The 13,647-nt window shown below is 67.9% G+C and carries 15 protein-coding genes; 7 read left to right on the forward strand and 8 right to left on the reverse strand.

What is annotated here, in order from left to right:
• Positions 1–39: 39 nt before the first annotated feature.
• A complete protein-coding gene (locus tag ACLJPX_RS19900; protein ID WP_410601904.1) occupies positions 40–1,848 on the reverse strand; it encodes an NHL domain-containing thioredoxin family protein in 1,809 nt (602 codons plus the stop codon).
• Positions 1,849–1,937: 89 nt separating this feature from the next.
• Positions 1,938–2,723, reverse strand: coding sequence for a class I SAM-dependent DNA methyltransferase (locus tag ACLJPX_RS19905; protein ID WP_410601426.1), 786 nt, complete (start codon positions 2,721–2,723; stop codon positions 1,938–1,940).
• Positions 2,724–2,835: 112 nt separating this feature from the next.
• Here ACLJPX_RS19905 and ACLJPX_RS19910 point away from each other — a divergent pair, with 112 nt between their 5' ends.
• Entirely contained in the window at positions 2,836–3,405 is a 570-nt protein-coding gene (locus tag ACLJPX_RS19910) for a hypothetical protein (RefSeq protein ID WP_410601427.1), read from the forward strand.
• On the opposite strand, the gene ACLJPX_RS19915 is transcribed toward ACLJPX_RS19910, so the two are convergent.
• The gene (locus ACLJPX_RS19915) at positions 3,402–3,719 is read right to left on the reverse strand and encodes a DUF1330 domain-containing protein (RefSeq protein WP_101611432.1); all 318 of its coding nucleotides are present in this window, start codon (positions 3,717–3,719) and stop codon (positions 3,402–3,404) included. The genes ACLJPX_RS19910 and ACLJPX_RS19915 overlap by 4 nt on opposite strands.
• Before the next feature lie 51 nt (positions 3,720–3,770).
• Between ACLJPX_RS19915 and ACLJPX_RS19920 the strand changes: the two genes are divergently transcribed.
• Positions 3,771–4,469 carry a TetR/AcrR family transcriptional regulator gene (locus ACLJPX_RS19920; protein ID WP_410601428.1) on the forward strand — a complete coding sequence of 233 codons (699 nt, stop codon included), beginning with the start codon at positions 3,771–3,773 and terminating at the stop codon, positions 4,467–4,469.
• Positions 4,470–4,472: 3 nt separating this feature from the next.
• Here the strand turns inward: ACLJPX_RS19920 and ACLJPX_RS19925 are convergent, their stop codons facing one another.
• Complete coding sequence (locus ACLJPX_RS19925; protein WP_410601429.1) at positions 4,473–4,937, reverse strand: SRPBCC family protein; 465 nt, start codon at positions 4,935–4,937, stop codon at positions 4,473–4,475.
• Positions 4,938–4,972: 35 nt separating this feature from the next.
• Positions 4,973–7,318, reverse strand: coding sequence for an oxidoreductase (locus ACLJPX_RS19930; RefSeq protein ID WP_101611434.1), 2,346 nt, complete (start codon positions 7,316–7,318; stop codon positions 4,973–4,975).
• Positions 7,319–7,577: 259 nt separating this feature from the next.
• On the opposite strand from ACLJPX_RS19930, the gene ACLJPX_RS19935 reads away from it, so the two are divergent.
• The 5 genes from ACLJPX_RS19935 to ACLJPX_RS19955 all read left to right on the forward strand — a co-directional run bounded on the left by ACLJPX_RS19935 (position 7,578) and on the right by ACLJPX_RS19955 (position 11,162).
• The gene (locus tag ACLJPX_RS19935; RefSeq protein ID WP_410601431.1) at positions 7,578–7,799 is read left to right on the forward strand and encodes a hypothetical protein; all 222 of its coding nucleotides are present in this window, start codon (positions 7,578–7,580) and stop codon (positions 7,797–7,799) included.
• Positions 7,800–8,132: 333 nt separating this feature from the next.
• On the forward strand, positions 8,133–8,582 hold the full coding sequence (locus ACLJPX_RS19940) for a hypothetical protein (protein WP_410601432.1): 450 nt from the start codon (positions 8,133–8,135) through the stop codon (positions 8,580–8,582).
• Positions 8,582–9,187 carry a DUF3558 domain-containing protein gene (locus ACLJPX_RS19945; RefSeq protein WP_410601433.1) on the forward strand — a complete coding sequence of 202 codons (606 nt, stop codon included), beginning with the start codon at positions 8,582–8,584 and terminating at the stop codon, positions 9,185–9,187. Before ACLJPX_RS19940 ends, ACLJPX_RS19945 begins: the two co-directional genes overlap by 1 nt.
• Before the next feature lie 3 nt (positions 9,188–9,190).
• Complete coding sequence (locus tag ACLJPX_RS19950) at positions 9,191–10,417, forward strand: hypothetical protein (protein WP_410601434.1); 1,227 nt, start codon at positions 9,191–9,193, stop codon at positions 10,415–10,417.
• 1 nt (position 10,418) lies between these two features.
• On the forward strand, positions 10,419–11,162 hold the full coding sequence (locus ACLJPX_RS19955) for an ESX secretion-associated protein EspG (protein ID WP_410601435.1): 744 nt from the start codon (positions 10,419–10,421) through the stop codon (positions 11,160–11,162).
• Here the strand turns inward: ACLJPX_RS19955 and ACLJPX_RS19960 are convergent.
• The 3 genes from ACLJPX_RS19960 to ACLJPX_RS19970 form a co-directional block, all read right to left on the reverse strand.
• Complete coding sequence (locus tag ACLJPX_RS19960) at positions 11,159–11,914, reverse strand: amino acid ABC transporter ATP-binding protein (RefSeq protein WP_101611439.1); 756 nt, start codon at positions 11,912–11,914, stop codon at positions 11,159–11,161. The genes ACLJPX_RS19955 and ACLJPX_RS19960 overlap by 4 nt on opposite strands.
• Positions 11,911–12,714 carry an amino acid ABC transporter permease gene (locus tag ACLJPX_RS19965; protein ID WP_101611440.1) on the reverse strand — a complete coding sequence of 268 codons (804 nt, stop codon included), beginning with the start codon at positions 12,712–12,714 and terminating at the stop codon, positions 11,911–11,913. The genes ACLJPX_RS19960 and ACLJPX_RS19965 overlap by 4 nt, the downstream gene beginning before the upstream one ends.
• Positions 12,715–12,784: 70 nt before the next feature.
• Entirely contained in the window at positions 12,785–13,600 is an 816-nt protein-coding gene (locus ACLJPX_RS19970; protein WP_101611441.1) for a transporter substrate-binding domain-containing protein, read from the reverse strand.
• Positions 13,601–13,647: the final 47 nt, after the last annotated feature.

Here is a 13,647-nt window from a genome sequence, read left to right on the forward strand (position 1 = left end):
TGAATCTCGAGTTTCGGCCCGTCTGACACGAGTACGACTCTACTTTCCCGGATCCCCCGCCATGACCAGGCTCAGCACGCTTTCTCCACCCTTTTCGAACCGGACGGGTACTCCCCAGTCCTGCCGGGTGATGCGGCAGGCGGGGTGCTCGCCTCCGTCGTCACAGCTCGCGGCCTGCGCGACGACCTGCAGAACGCCTTCGGTGACTCCGTCGGCGAAGCGGAGCTTGCGGAACAGGTCCGTGCCCACCCCCGCGCCGTCGGCCAGCAGCTCCGGCGGCGACGCGCTGATCTCCAGGCGCGTCGAGGGGCCGTAGCGGTCGTCGAGCTTCTCGCCGGGAGGCGGGGTGAAGACGACGGAGAAGTCCAGCTCACCCGGTGCCAGCACGGACGGCGGACGGCGGACCGCGTGCGCGTCCCCGGACACGGCCTGCTCGCCGAGCGGCACCGGCCCGATCCGGCCGCCCGCCGACTCGACGACCAGCAGTTCGCCGTCGTGCACCAGCAGGCCCTGTGGCTCCGCGAGACCGGTCGCGAGCGTGGTCACCCGGCGGGTGAGCGGGTCGTAGCGGCGGATGGCGCCGTTGTAGGTGTCGGCGATCGCGATGGTGTCGCCGGGCAGCACGGCGAGGCCGAGCGGATGCTGCAGGAGCGCCTGGTCCGCGGGCCCGTCGACGTGGCCGAAGGAGAACAGGTCGACGCCGACCGCGGTGTGCACGGTGAACGTCTCGCCCTCGGGCTGGATCCAGCGCAACGCCGACGTCTCGGCGTCCGCGATCCACAGCCTTCGCCCGTCGGGCGTGAGACCGGACGTCTGCGCGAAGAACGCTTCGTGGACGTCGCCGTCTCGCAGGCCCTCGACGGTCGTACCGGCGAAGCGGCGGATGCTGCCCGAGACCGGCTCGAACACGCTCAGCGTGTGGTTGCCCGCCATGGCGACCACGACCCCGCCCGCAGGTCCCCACCAGGCGACGTCCCACGGGCTGGTGAGGTCGATGTCGAGCGCCTTGCCGGTGTCGACGCCGTCGCGCCATTGGCGGCCGGTGCCGGCGACCGTGCTGACCTCGCCGGTGATCAGGTCGATTCCGCGCAGCCGGTGACCGGCCGTGTCGGCGACGACGGCGTGGTAGCCCGCGCGCTCGGCGACCTCGTACGGCAGCAGCGTGATCCCGGACGGCTCGGTGAAGGTCGCCAGGTCGAAGGGGCCGTCCTGCGCGCCGCGGGCCCCGCTGCCGAAGCGGCGGATGATCGTCTCGCCGTCGGAAGCGAACTCGACGATGGAGTGGTTGCCGGTGTCGGCGACCAGGATCCGGCCTTCGGCGGTGGTGACGGCCTTGCTCGGGAAGCGCAGTTCGGTGTGCTGCTCCTCGGCCGGGACGTACGGGCTGCCGCCGCGGCGCAGCGTGCCCTTGGCCTCGTGGGTCGCGACGAGGTCGCCGATCACCCGGCGCAGCGCCTCGGCATGTCCTTCACCGGCGGCGACGTGCACGACGTAACCCTCGGGGTCCACCACGACCAGCGTCGGCCAGGCCTTGACCGCGTACTGCGACCAGGTGGTCATCTGCGGATCGTTGAGCACCGGATGGTGCACCTCGTAGCGCCGCACCGCCGCCTCGATCGCGGCCGCCTCGCCCTCGTGCAGGAACTTGGGCGAATGCACGCCGATGGTCACCAGGACGTCGGCGAACTCGGCCTCCAGCGGGCGCAGCTCGTCCAGCACGTGCAGGCAGTTGACGCACCCGCTGGTCCAGAAGTCCAGCAGGACGACGCGGCCGCGCAACCCGGCGAGCGTGATCCGCGCACCACCGGTGTTGAGCCAGACGTCGCCGGCGAGCTCGGGCGCCCGCACGCGGGACTGCGTTCGTGGAGAAGTCACGACATGAGTGAACTACACGCGGAGCCGCTCTGTTCCGAGGTCCAGGCGTTGAGAGGGCGAGCTCACCCCAGGGGAGGAGCCTCATGTGGGTGATGAGGGGCCGGGGCTTTCTCCCAGATCGACACGTGCCCGGTGCTCTCGGCGGTGAGTTCCGAGCGGTCCCAGCCCGCCCAGCGGTGCTTGAGGCGCATCCCGGCGATGCGTGCCATCAGGTCCATCTCGGCGGGCCAGGCGTACCGGAAGGGAATGCGGCGGAATCGCCCGGTCCCGTCCGGTGACACGGTGACGTGGTTCGACGTGAACTGCTGCGTCACCACGTCGTACTGGTCGAACCCGACGTAGCTGCCGGGCGTCATCGCGAACGGGACGGTGTCCTGCCCCGGTGGCAGGCGGCGCAGGTCCGGCAGGCCCACCTCGACGACGAACAACCCGCCCGGCCGCAGATGCGCGGACGCGTTGCGGAAGACGTCGACCTGGCCGTCCTGGGTGGTCACGTTGGAGATCGTGTTGAAGACCAGATAGACCATCGAGAACTCGCCGGCCACCCGCGTCTGCGTCATGTCGCCGATCGTGACCTCGACCGCGTCGCCGCCCGGTTTGGCCGCGATCCGCGCCGCCATCGCCCGGCTCAGCTCGATGCCGCTCACCGGCACGCCACGCGCAGCCAGCGGTGCCGCGATCCGCCCGGTCCCGACGGCGAATTCGAGCACCGGTCCGTCGGCGAGATCCTCGAGGACGTCCACTATGGCCGTCACCGCTTCGGGCGCGTTCGCGCCGCCCGGGTCGTCGTAGTCCGTGGCCACACTCTCGGGGAACCAGCCGTCCGCCGGGTCGTCTTCCAAGCTCACGATCACCGACGCTAGCGCGCGACAGCGCCCTCTTCATCCCGTTTTCGCCGCCGTGTTCGAGTGGCATTAAAAGAGAAGGCGCCCCCGCGCCGGGCGACTTAGGCTCGAACACATGTCCACTGTTGAGCCCGCCTTCACCCTGAAGGAGGCACATGACCTCCAGGCGAGCTTGGCCGAACCCGTGCGTCCCGGGTTGAGCGAGGCCGAGCTCGACGACGTCGAAGCACGCTTCGGCTTCCGGTTCGCCGCCGATCACCGGACCTTCCTCACCGCCGGGGTGCCGATCGGCGACCGCTGGCCGGACTGGCGCTGCGGCAACCCCGAACAGCTGCGGAAACGGCTGGATTGGCCGGTCGACGGGGTGCTCTACGACATCGAGCACAACGGCTTCTGGTTACCGGACTGGGGCATGCGGCCGATCGACCTGTCCGACGCACTCGATCAAGCCCGTGCGCACATGGCGCGTGTTCCGCAGCTGGTTCCCGTCTGTGGCCATCGCTATCTGCCGGGGATCGCCGGGAGCACGGGATATCCGGTGCTGTCGGTGTATCAGACCGACATCGTTTACTACGGCTATGACCTGCGGGGATACCTGCGACACGATTTCTGCGACCAGCCGTTGGGCCCGCCGCCGGAGGGCGGGCCGCGCCTCGTCGAGTTCTGGTCGCGATTCGTCGACTAGACGCCGCGTGGGGTGAAGCCCTCAGGTGGCGAGCCCTCGAGGAACAGCATCCGCAACTGGGCCTTGCCCTCCCTGATCCGCCGGGCGCGCCGGTACTCGGGAGAGTCGTACCACTGGCGGGCCCGGTCCATGTCGGGGAACTCGATGACCATGAGGCGCTGCGAGTCCCAGGTGCCTTCCACCGGTTCCGGCGTGGGGCCGGCGACCAGGTAGCGGCCACCGTGATCGAGGATCGATCGCTGGGCCACCGGGGCGTAAGCCCAGCCCGCCTCCTCGTCGACCACTCCGACATCCACCACGACGTATGCGGGCATTCACGACCTCCGGACACAGTGTGTAGTAATGACACACTGTATCCTCGCCGGGTGAGTGAGAGCGATGACGTGCCCCCGCGCCGCCGGGAGCGGCAGCGCGCGGAGACCAGCCGCGAGATCACGGAGATCGCGCGGCGGCAGATGGCCGACGCGGGGCCGGGAGCGATCACGCTGCGCGGCATCGCCCGTGAGATGGGCATGACCGCTCGCGCCATCTACAGTTACTTCCCCACCAAGGACGACTTGATCACGGCGCTGATCAGCGGAATCGGCGCGTCGCTGGCCGAGGCGCTGGAAACCGCCACCGACGCCGTGCCCGAGACCGACCCCGGCGGCAGGCTGGTGGCCTGGGGCCGGGGGCTGCGGGAATGGGCGCTGGCGCACCCCGAGGACTTCCGGCTGTTCTACGGGCGTCCCATCCCCGGTTACCGGCCGCCCGAGGCGGGCCCGGTGGACCGGACGGACCATCGCGTGTGCCACCGGCTGACCTCGCTGGTGGCCACCTTGTGGCAAGACGACCGGCCGGGAGAGGGCGCCTGGTCGGACCTGAACCCCGAGTACGTCGCGAAGATCCGGGAAGACCTCCCGGACGTGTCTCCGGCCGCGGCCGCGCTCGCGCTGCGCGTGTGGGGCCGGATGCACGGCTTGGTGGCCCTGGAGATCGACGGTCATGTCCGGTCCGTCGCGCGCGACCCGGCCGCGCTGCATCACGCCGAGATGCTCGACCTGGTCAGCTCGCTGCGGCGGTGAGGGTCAGGACTCGGCGGTGGCCTTCAGCCGGGCCAGCGTCGCGGCGATGTTCGCGCGGTTGGCGTCGTCCCGCTTCCAGACCCCGGTGAACAGCGACGTCGGACCGCGAAGCCAGCCCGGCCGCCGGTCCCACGTGCTCTCCACGGTCACGCAGCCGTCGCCCGAAGCCTCGATGTCATACTGCCAGCGTGCCACGGGAAGCCCGGCGAAAGTCGTCACCTCGAAGGCGAACCGCTTGCCCTCTTCGGCGTCGGTGATCGTCGAGAGGGTGCTCCAGCGGCGGACCCCACGACGGTTGCGGCCGCGGAACTTCGCGCCGACGGCGACGGCTTTCGCGTCGCCGACCCAGCGATGCCCCTCGTACTCCTCGGACATGCCCGCGAGCGCGCCCGGGTCGCTGACCAGGGCGTACACCTTCTCGGGCGGAGCGGTGATGGCGATCTTGCCGGTGGCGCTGGGCTGGGTCATGACATACCTCCGTACTGAGGGTATGTGAAATACCCTCAGTTGTCGCGCCGGAGCATGCGGCTGATACCGGCCGCGACCGTCGTCGCCAGCACCCAGCCCGAGGCGGTGAACCCGGCCGCGACCCAGTTGTCCATGCCGTGCATGTACCAGCGCGACTTGTTCCCGAAGTCGACGATCGGGACCAGCAGGTCGATCGTGTAGAGCACCGGATTCCACTGCAGCCCGGTGTCGTCCTGGTTGACCAGGCACCGCGGCCCGCTCACCGTGAGCTTGGGATTGGTGATGCAGTCGTCGACACCGAGCCCGAAATACAGGCTGCCCAGCACGAGCAGGGTCAACAGCCAGCCGAGCGCGCGCACCGGGCGGAAGCCGTAACCGACCATCGACCGTTGCAGCCAGCTCCACACGTGCACGCCGGGACCGAAGAACTTGAAGCCCTTCGCGAGCGCCACGTACCGGAACTGCTGTTTCTTCAGCAACACCGTGGAGGCGTGCTCTTCATTACCGGACGCGCGCAGCGTCGCCGCCAGCTGGTCGTAGGGTCCCGGGCGGTAACCGTCCATCGCCTTGCGCAGCAACACGATCCGATGGTCGATCGCCCTGTCGTCGTCGAGCGCGATGTCCTCCTGCAGCGCGTCGTACCGGAAGTCCTCCAGCTCGATCCCCGCCGTCGACGCCCAGAACGCCTCGTTGTCACCCAGGGTCCCGCAATGCGCGCGCCGCAGGACGATCCGGCCGTCCGGTGGAGTGGCGGGCGTGAGCAGGAACTCGTCGGCCGAGACATCACTGCCGTCGAGCGCGATCCCGTGCTGCGGCAGGGATCCGAGCCGCGCTCCGCGGAAATCGACGCGCCGCGCGACCTGGGCGCCGTCGAGGTTGACCCCGCCCTGCGCGACGAACGGGCGCTCCTTGTTCTCGGTGAGGACGAGGTCGCGGCCGATCCGCGCGGTGCGGACGTCCAGCGAGTAACTGGTGTTGGTCCGCGCTCCGGGCTCGGTCAGGCTGGTACCGAAGAGGTTCACGCTGCCGCCGACCTCGGCGCCCTGCAACCGCAGGGTTCCCTGCACGGTCGCGTCGGTGAGCTGGAAGTTCCCCGCGATCTTCGCGCGGCGCGCGGAGAAGACGTCGCGTCGCGGGTGCAGGAACATCGAGTTCCAGGCCAGTACGTTGCCGCCGACGGTGATGTCGGCCATGCGCAACTGCCCCGACGGGACACGCAGGCTCGTCGCCTCGATGTCGCCGCCGATCGTCGTCCCGTCGAGGTGGATCGCGCGGTCGTAGTAGGGAATGCTGCGCCCGCGCACGACCTGCACCTCGGCGCCCGCGAGCCGGAGCGAACCGCCGATCCGCGCGTTGACCATCCGCAGCGTCCCGGTCGCCTGCAGACCGTCGCTCAGTTCGAGGTTTCCGTTGACCGTCAAGCGATCCGCGACCAGCGCCGGCCGCGGATCGATGTACGGATCGTTCGACTTCCAGGCGTCCACCACGATCGGACCGGCCTGGTTCACCGAGAGCTTGGCCTCCCGCATGATGATGTCACTGTCCACAGTGGCGCTCGGCAGGAACATGATCCCACTGGCGGAGAAGCGTTTCCGCTGCGAAGCGGGCCCGTAGTTGTCCACCTCGCACAGCAGGCTGCCGCCGATGTGGATCCCGTTCCCGTTGAGCGCGAAGCCGTCCCGGTTGTTCAGCGTCGCGCCGGAGAAGTTGACGTTACCGCCCGCCCGCATACCCGGGATGCGGACTTCCCCGTTGGCCACCAACCGATACGCGAGCAGCGCGCCGACGATGTTGACCCGGTCGGCCTGGATCGCCTTGCCGCGCGGATGGGAGATCACCGTGCGCGTCAGCACGACCGAGCCCTCGATGACGGCGTCGGTGAGGTTGACCGCCGCGTTCGGCATCCCGCGCTCGCGATCGTCGCCACGCTGGACCGTGGTCTCCTCGATCTCGTGCTCGCCGTCGACGTGCACGACACTGCGGATCAGCCGGACGTCGTTGCGGGTGCGGAGGTTGCGCGCCTTGAGCCCGGGCAGCCAGCACTTGCGGAACACGAGCCCGAGCAGATGCGCCTCGCGGACGTCCGGCGGATGCTCGAAACGGCACCGCTCGAACCGGAACAGGTACTTGATGTCGGCCGCGCGCAGATCGAGCGTCCCGGTGATGTAGGCGTCCTCGACCTGCACGATCGGCGCGTTGGTCGCCTGACGGCGCCACCGGAGCAGACCGGTCGAACCCGGCTTCATCAGCTCGGACGCCGGGACCTCGTAGCGCTTGTCGGGATTCGGGTCGAACGGGTCGAGCGGCGGCAGGGCCGCGTCGCCGTTCGGCTCGCCCTCCCCCGGATCGCGCGGCCCGTTGTTACGCCGAAAGCCCGGCATCGTCTCGCTTCCCTCCCCCGTCGTTCCCCGGCTACCAGCGAAGCCGATCACACAGGGGATTCGCAAGGGGCCCAGGGCAGTAGACCGGAACCTGCCAGGGGACTACGACGGCAGAACGACCGCCGGGGTCCGGACCAGGTTGTTCGCGTCCGCGTCGGCGATCTTGGCCGAACCCGCCGGCGGAGTGGCTGCTCGCTGTTACGGTCACTCACCGGAGCCAGAGGTGACTACGGGTAGGCCGCACCCCTCCGCGGCGGCAGTGCTCATCGCCGCCGCGACGGACGCCGAGATCAAGAGCACCGGAGTCACCTTGAGAGTCTCTGAGCCGCAGGTGATCGCGGGCGGTAAAGGGTGCCTGTGGAACTTCACGAAGGTATCCGGGACGGTGACGGGCAACCTCAACGTCAGTCAGCCAGATGGTCTTAGCCATCTCTATGCGCTTAAGTCGCAAGGCAGTGGTTTGACCACCTTCCAGCCGTAGCCGACGTCGCCGGGTACCCGGTGTCCGCGACGACATGTACGTCCAGACCACGCAACTCCTCATGAACAAACCCAGGTACACGGATCCCTGCGGCCTCAACGAGCAGGCGGCCGGGTTCGTGTTCCGGTACGTGAAAGCGGGTCAATGACCTTTGGTGAGACATGGGCCCAGGCGCCAGGAATTGCCTCGTTCAGGACAAATCACACCCCTCGGCAGTGATCTTTCACAAAGGGGCTGATCGGCGGTTTACCTGCTGCTATCGTCACCGGTTGGAGTCAGAAGTGAACTACGGGTAGGTCGCTCCCCAACGCGGCCCGTGCGGGGAGGCACGTCATGACAGGACCGGGAAGCGGCCCTCAACGGGTCAATGACCAGAGCAACGGGCCGGGGCCACAGGCACCGCCGCCGGACTATCGCAATCTCGGCACTGGCCAGGCGAAGGCCGACTTCGCGGCCGCCTCGGCGAACGGTGGCTGGGAGTTCGACCCCGAAGCCATGGACAAGGTCATCAAGTCCCTCGAGGACTGCATCAAGAACGATTTCAGGCGCGCTCAGAACGAAGCCGTGTGGCTGGACCAGATAAAGCCACCAGGCGACGAGGTGGGAAGCCAAGGCTACGTGGTCGCGGCGAACAAGTCCGGCGCCGAATACAAGAGTTTCCTCCAGGGCGCCGAGCAGTACACCCGTGCCTATGTCGAGACATTGATCCAAATCCGGACTGCCTATCAAGAGCAAGACCAAGCTGCGATCGACGCGCTCCGTCAGATTGGAAAGGTCGACTGATGCGACCCAAGGCCACGCTCCTGACCATCGTGGCGCTGAGCTCGGTGGCACTTCTCGGTGGCTGTGAGAGCCAGAAGGACGGGACTCCGACGCCAACGAGCGTGCCTTCCTCGACCGGGCTTCCCTCGAACGGGGCCCCCGCAGTGGCGAATCCGATCGCCGACACCGCGCAGTTCGAATCCGACCCGTGCAAGGCCGTCCCCACCCCAGAGATCGAGTCCATCGGAGGCAAGGTCGAGCGCTCCGAGCAAGAAGACATGACCATGGGCAAGGCCTGCGCGTGGATTTTCGCGAAAGGAGCGAACACCGTCAGCGCCGGGCTTGTCGCCGGCAATAAAGACGGACTCAGCTCCCTTTACGCACAGCACGCGACCGGGGGCTTGACCACGTTCAAACCGGTCGAGCAAGTTGCCGGTTACCCGGCCGTCGTCTATGCGAACGGCGGCGAAGGACCCGGGACCTGCACGCTGGCCGTCGGCGTTCGAAACGACCTCGTCTACACCATCATTCCGCGGCTCGGCAGCGACCACTTTTCGTACTCTGATCCCTGTGGCCTCGCCACAGAGGTCGCCGCGGCGGGGATCAAGCACCTCAAGGGGGCATAGGCGATGACCTATAGCGGTTGGGAGATCTTCACCAAACTCAACGCCAATCCCACGACGACTGAAACCCTTGACAAGGCTCAAGTCTCGTCTCACAAGCTGATGGTCATCCACGAAGACATCAGCAAAGCCATGGGAGACAGCCAGACGGCGCTGAGTTCTTTCTGGAAGGGCAAAGCCGCCGACAGCGGAGCCGCGGGCCTCGCCCCGCTCATCGCGACCTCCAAGATCGCGGGCGAGAACATGGACCGCGCCCGTCAGTCGATGTTCGACCAGAACGCTTCCTTCCACTACACGCGCGGCAACGTCCGCCCGGTGGAGAAGGAACGCGCCGGGGACAGCGGTCCCGAGGACATCGTGTCCATCGGCGCGAGTGACGACGAGATCGCGGCCGCGAAGTTCGACGCGGACACCAAGCACAACGTCGAGGTCTACGAGCCGTACTACCAGAGCACCCAGCCCCGGCAGCTGTCGCTCGCACCGGCCTATCCGGCCGCGCACGATCCGAACGTCTCCGCCGGGCCGATCACGCCGGATCCGGTGGATCCCGGGCAGACCAAGGTCAGCGGCTTCAGTGGCGGGGACTCGGGTGGCCACTCGGGACGGCACGGTGGCCCCGGCGGCGGGTACACCGGCGGTCCGAGTTCGTACAGCGCGCCTCCGGGGGCCGAGGGGTATCAGGCACCGAGGCCGCCGCAGGTCCCGCAACCGCCGAGGATGCCGCAGATGCCGCAACCGCGGCCGACGCCGATGCCGTCTCCGCGACCGAACGACCAGACCGACCTGTCCAGGACAGGCCGCGGGCCGCAGATGCGTCCGGGCGAGCACCGCCCGCCGAACCTCGGGCCCGGCAGTGGAGGCCCTGGAGGTGGAGGCGGTGGATTCGGCCCGGGCTCGGGCGGGTTCAGCGGCGGATTCGGGCCCGGTGGCGGGTTCGGGCCGGGCGGGTCGACGGGCGGGCCGGGGAGCATGGGGCCCGGGCGCGGGGTCGGCGCGGGCATGCCCGGCGAAGGCGCGATGCGCGGACCGGCCGGGACACCGGCGGGAGGCGCTGCGGCGGGACGTCCCGGCGCGCCCGGGATGGGTGGCGGCATGGGTGGAGCGGGTAAAGGTGGCAAGGGCGGCGAGGACGAGGAGCATCAGCGCAAGATCACGCTGCAGGAAGAGGACGGAGACTCCCTCTTCGGCGGCTACGACGGTGACAAGCCGGTTCCACCGGTGATCGGCGCATAACGTGCTCCGGAAACCCGTCGAGCTGACGCTCCAGACCTACGAGACCCTGCTGGACCAGAACAATCTCGGCGACATCCACCCGACGCTCGTCCGCGGTGCGCAGTGGTACCTGCCCGAGGAACGCCGAGCGCTGGCCGCCACCGCACAGTCCGAATTGGACAGACAAGGACTGCTCACGCGCGGCCGGATCGACGACGAGTTCTTGGACACGCTGCGTTTTCTGCAGCGGCCGGCGGTCGAGTACTACTCGTGGGTGAAGTCCGAGGGGCGTGAACGGACCGTTCGCGCCGCGGGCAGTGGCCGGGAGGCACTCACCGTCGTCCTGGTCGACAAGGTCGTCTACCTGAAGCCGACCCGGCCGGACACGCTCGCGCAGGACTTCACCGGCCTGCTTCCCGAGGCTCCCGCGGCACGCACGCCGTCCTTGAACTGTTCGGAAGCCGATCTGCAAGTCCTGATGAAGGGCGAAATGCTGACCGGCGGCGGTCCGAGCATTCGCGACGCCAAGAAGATTCTCCAGTGGATCCGGTCGCCGCACACCTTCTTCGGAAGGCTGTACGTCGCCATCCGTGACGGTGGCGGCAACCGGAAACGCGTCGAGAAACCACCGGGGTGGATGGACACCGAGCAGGGCCGTGTCGTGTTCGGCCCGGACACCAAGGGCTGGGTGAGCCTCATGGGTGCCGGGCCGCACGAAATCGCCGCCAAGGTCGTCCAGCTGGAGTCGCAGCTCCGAGGGCGCTAGTCCTGGTGGTTCGGGTTGAGGACCCGCGAGAGGAACGTCTTCGTGCGTTCCTCCTGCGGGTCGCCGATGACCTGGTCCGGTGCGCCCTGTTCGACGACGACGCCGCCGTCCATGAACAGCACGATGTCGGCCACCTCGCGGGCGAACTGCATCTCGTGTGTGACGACGAGCATCGTCATGCCCTCCTGCGCGAGCTGCCGCATGACCGCGAGGACGTCACCGACCAGTTCGGGGTCCAGCGCCGACGTCGGTTCGTCGAACAGCATGACGTCGGGGTCCATCGACAGCGCCCTGGCGATCGCGACGCGCTGCTGCTGCCCGCCGGAAAGCTGCGTCGGCAGCGAAGACTCCTTCTCCGCCAGTCCGACCTTCGCGAGGTTGTCCCGCGCGATGCGCTCCGACTCTTCCTTGCCACGCTTCAAAACCTTGCGCTGCGCGACAGTGAGGTTTTCGAGCACGCTCAGGTGCGAGAACAGGTTGAACGACTGGAAGACCATGCCGATCTTCGTACGGGCGCCGTCGATGTCGACGTCCGGATCGGTGATCTCGCTGCCGTTGACCACGATCTTGCCCTGCTGCGGTTCCTCCAGGAGGTTGACGCAGCGCAACAACGTCGACTTGCCCGAACCGGACGGGCCGATGATGCAGACGACCTGGCCCCGCTCGACCCGCAGGTCGATGCCCTTGAGTACCTCGAGTTCGCCGAACGCCTTGTGCAGTCCCGAAACTTCGACGATCGTCTGGGTGCTCATACCGTTCCTCCGCCGGGCACTCCGGCTCCGTATTTCTTCTCTAGCCGCTGCTGCAGGATCGACAGCGGGATGGTGATGACCAGATAACACAGACCGGCGACGACGATCGGCGTCAGGCCTTTGGCCTCCAGCAGTGCTTGACGGCTGAACTGCGCGAGTTCCTGCTGCGCCGGCGTGGTGCCGAGCAGGAACGCCAGCGAAGAGTCCTTCGTCAGCATGATCAGCTCGTTGGCCAGCGGCGGCAGGATGATCCGGAACGCCTGCGGGATCACGACGGTGATCATCGTGCGCGCGGGCGACATGCCGAGCGAACGCGCCGCTTCGACCTGTCCGCGCGGAACCGCCTGGATCCCGGCGCGGATGGTCTCTGCCATGTAGGCCGAGGACACGATGCCCAGCGCCAGCATGATCGCGACGTTGCGCGGCAGCTGGGTGTTGAACGCCGTGGGCACACCGATGCCGACGGCGAGGAAGATCAGCAGCGCGGGCAGGCCGCGGAAGAACTCGATGTACCCGCGCGCGAACCAGCGGTACGGGCCGACCGAGGAAAGTCTCATCAGGGCGAGCAGGAGGCCCAGCCCCAGACCGAGCGCGAATCCGAGCGCGGTGAAGATGATGGTGTTCTTCAGCGCGACCGTGATCACGTCGGGGAACTGCTTGGCGGCGACGTCGAGATCGAAGAACGCCTTGCCGATCTTGCTCCAGTCGGCCAGCAGCGCGAGCACGATGACGATCACCAGCAGCAGGACGTATTGCCCGGTCCGGAACGCCGAACGTCGCTGGCGGCGGCTCAAAGCCATTTCACTCCTCAAAACAGGTGGCGACAAACCTGTGGCCGGTGCACTGGGCACCGGCCACCGGGACGGATTATCAGCTGGCGGTCGGGCCGCCCGGCTGCCAGGTCGGCGCCTTGCCGAACCACTTCTGGTAGATCTGCGCGTACGAGCCGTCCGCCGCGGACGCCTTGAGGACCTCGTTGATCTGGCCGAGCAGGGCGGTGCTGCCCTTCTTCACGCCGATGCCGTAGAACTCGTTCGTCTTGAACTCCGTGACGACCGTCGTGTCCGGGTTCGTCTTCGCGAAGTCGTAGAGCACGCCGTTGTCGTTGACGCCCGCGTCGACGGTGCCGTTCTTCACGGCCTGCTCCAGCAGCGCGAGGTCGTCGAAGGTGACGATCTCGGCGCCCTTGGCCTCGGTCTTGGCGTAGTCGGCGCCGGTGGTGGCCGACTGGACGCCGATCTTCTTGCCCGCGACGTTGGACAGGTCCTTGATCGGCGAACCGGTCTTGACCAGCAGCGCCTGGGTCGCCTCGAAGTACGCGTCGGAGAAGTCGAACTTCTCCTTGCGCTTGTCGGTGATCGTCATGCCCGCGGCGGCGACGTCGCACTGTCCGCTGTTCATCGCTTCGCCGGACTCGATGTTCTCGAACGCGATGTCGACGATGCTCTGCTCGACACCGAGCTTCTTGCCGACCAGGTCGACCAGGTCGACGTCGAAGCCCACGATCTTGTCGCCCTGCTTGACCTGGAACGGCTGGTAGGGCAGGTGGGTGCAGGTGGTGATCTTGCCGGAAGCGACGAGCTGGACGCCGCCGGCCGCGGTTCCGCCTTCCTCGCCGCACGCGGACAGCGCGCCCGCGGTTAGGGCGAGCGCCGGGATCAGGGCGAGCGCTTTGAATCGGGCCACGTCGTCACTCCTTGTAGTTCCCATGTGTCGAGAGCACGCATATTGCC

It is taken from the genome of Amycolatopsis sp. lyj-90 (assembly GCF_046549035.1).
Taxonomy (GTDB): Bacteria; Actinomycetota; Actinomycetes; order Mycobacteriales; family Pseudonocardiaceae; genus Amycolatopsis.

What these genes read in the sequence shown, in the direction of transcription:
- ACLJPX_RS19945 (WP_410601433.1), top strand. Translation starts at nt 8,582, where the DNA reads ATGCGACCCAAGGCCACGCTCCTGACCATCGTGGCGCTGAGCTCGGTG.
- ACLJPX_RS19965 (WP_101611440.1), bottom strand. Translation starts at nt 12,714, where the DNA reads ATGGCTTTGAGCCGCCGCCAGCGACGTTCGGCGTTCCGGACCGGGCAA.
- ACLJPX_RS19940 (WP_410601432.1), top strand. Translation starts at nt 8,133, where the DNA reads ATGACAGGACCGGGAAGCGGCCCTCAACGGGTCAATGACCAGAGCAAC.
- ACLJPX_RS19925 (WP_410601429.1), bottom strand. Translation starts at nt 4,937, where the DNA reads ATGACCCAGCCCAGCGCCACCGGCAAGATCGCCATCACCGCTCCGCCC.
- ACLJPX_RS19930 (WP_101611434.1), bottom strand. Translation starts at nt 7,318, where the DNA reads ATGCCGGGCTTTCGGCGTAACAACGGGCCGCGCGATCCGGGGGAGGGC.
- ACLJPX_RS19915 (WP_101611432.1), bottom strand. Translation starts at nt 3,719, where the DNA reads ATGCCCGCATACGTCGTGGTGGATGTCGGAGTGGTCGACGAGGAGGCG.
- ACLJPX_RS19910 (WP_410601427.1), top strand. Translation starts at nt 2,836, where the DNA reads ATGTCCACTGTTGAGCCCGCCTTCACCCTGAAGGAGGCACATGACCTC.
- ACLJPX_RS19950 (WP_410601434.1), top strand. Translation starts at nt 9,191, where the DNA reads ATGACCTATAGCGGTTGGGAGATCTTCACCAAACTCAACGCCAATCCC.
- ACLJPX_RS19960 (WP_101611439.1), bottom strand. Translation starts at nt 11,914, where the DNA reads ATGAGCACCCAGACGATCGTCGAAGTTTCGGGACTGCACAAGGCGTTC.